This window comes from Campylobacter concisus (assembly GCF_902460875.1).
GTDB classification, from domain to species: domain Bacteria; phylum Campylobacterota; class Campylobacteria; order Campylobacterales; family Campylobacteraceae; genus Campylobacter_A; species Campylobacter_A concisus_AA.
The window spans coordinates 320,578-322,283 of record NZ_CABPVR010000007.1; the positions used below are offsets into that span (position 1 = coordinate 320,578).

A 1,706-nucleotide genomic window follows, 5' to 3' on the forward strand; every position below is an offset into this window, starting at 1 on the left:
TTGGTATGAATTATTTTTTAGATAATCTTATTTTTTAAGCTACCAAGTGATAATATCTGCTCAAAAAGCGAGATGAAGCTATGCAAGAATATGATATTTTAGACGTTTTATCAAATAAAAAGGTCCTTTGCCTTGAGGATGAAGAGGCGATTTTAAAAAACATTTGTACTTCGTTGGAGCTCTTTTTTGGAGAGGTAACAGGTGTGCAAGACGGCTGTGAAGCACTTGAGCTAGCTCTGAGTGATGCTTACGATGTTTTGGTACTTGATATAAGCGTGCCAAATATCGATGGCCTAGAGATCGCCAAAAAAGTAAGAGCGATCAATCAAAAAATTCCCATTGTGATTTTATCAAGCCACGTCGAGCAAGAGTATTTGTGGAGAGCAGTTGAGTTAAAGATCACAAGATATCTTGCAAAGCCATATGATAAAAAGTCATTTATAAAAGCCCTAGAAGACGTTGCTTTAGAGCTTGTTGGACGCAAGCCGACTCTTAGGCTAAATGATGAATTAGAATACGATTTTGGTAAAAAAGTACTTTATATAAATGGTGAAATTTCTCATCTAAGTAAGAGCGAAAGTAGGCTTTTAGAGTATTTTTTAAACAACAAAAATCAAACTATAACTTATGAACAAATTTTTGATTACATTTGGGAGTATGAGCAGCCAAGCAAAGAGGCGATAAAGACGATCGTAAAAGAGCTTAGAAGGAAGCTTGGCAAAGATGTGATTAAAAATTTATATGGTGTAGGTTATCTTTGTGAAATATAAATTTCAGCTAATCGTTAGTGTTTTTATCTTTGTTTATCTCTTAATATCCGCACTTGTTTTAAATTTTTATAATAATCTTGCAATGAAAGATGCCAAAAAAGAGGCGTATTATGTGCTTGAGAGTATAAATTCTGTAAGAGAGTACATTGCAGGCGTTCAGCGTCCGCTAATAGAGCAGCTAAAGCGTGATGGCATTATAAAAGAGGATTTTTTTGACGAGAGATTGCTCTCATCTTCGTATATAAGCCGTGAAATTTATAATATCCAAAAGAAAAAATACAATCTTGACTTTGACTACAAACTAGTCGCCATGGCGCCTTTAAATAAAGCTCATGAACCAAATGAATTTGAAGCGCAGGTGTTAAGAGGCTTTAAAGAGAATAAATTTAGTGAGTTTTCAAAGATTATAAAAGATGAAAATGGCTCACAATTTTTTGTAGGACTTCCTATAAAAAGTCAAAATACATCTTGCTTAGCCTGTCACAATAGCGAAAGTGCTCCAAAACAGATGTTGGATCGCTATGAAATTTCAAATGGAAAAATTTCTGAAGCAAGTGAGATGATGGCAATGCTATCTTTTAAAATCCCACTACGTGCCATTTTTTCTTACCATTTAAAAGAGGTTGTCATCATAATGAGCGCGATAGCCTTTGTATTCGGGATATTTTTGCTACTCGTTTATAAGATGCATAGGCGTGGCGAAGAGAGCAAAAGACAGACTGAGCAGCTAATGATACATCAAAGTCGCCTAGCCTCAATGGGCGAGATGATAGGCAATATCTCACATCAGTGGAAGCAGCCTTTAGCTCAAATTAGCTCAGCTTTAATAAATTTAGAGCTCTATCAGGAGCGAAAAAAGCTTGATGAAGCAAAAATTTATGAGTTTATAGAAGAGACTAGCAAGCAGATAAATTTCATGTCTGAAACGGTTGATGA

The 1,706-nt window shown here is 35.2% G+C and carries 2 protein-coding genes; both read left to right on the plus strand.

The features are described from left to right. Nucleotides 1-80: 80 nt before the first annotated feature. On the plus strand, nucleotides 81-770 hold the full coding sequence (locus F3H01_RS05360) for a response regulator transcription factor (protein ID WP_107691552.1): 690 nt from the start codon (nucleotides 81-83) through the stop codon (nucleotides 768-770). Further along, a partial coding sequence (locus F3H01_RS05365) for a c-type heme family protein (protein ID WP_149725136.1) occupies nucleotides 760-1,706 on the plus strand: 947 nt, incomplete at its 3' end. The genes F3H01_RS05360 and F3H01_RS05365, both read left to right, overlap by 11 nt.

What these genes read in the sequence shown, in the direction of transcription:
- F3H01_RS05360 (WP_107691552.1), top strand. Translation starts at nt 81, where the DNA reads ATGCAAGAATATGATATTTTAGACGTTTTATCAAATAAAAAGGTCCTT.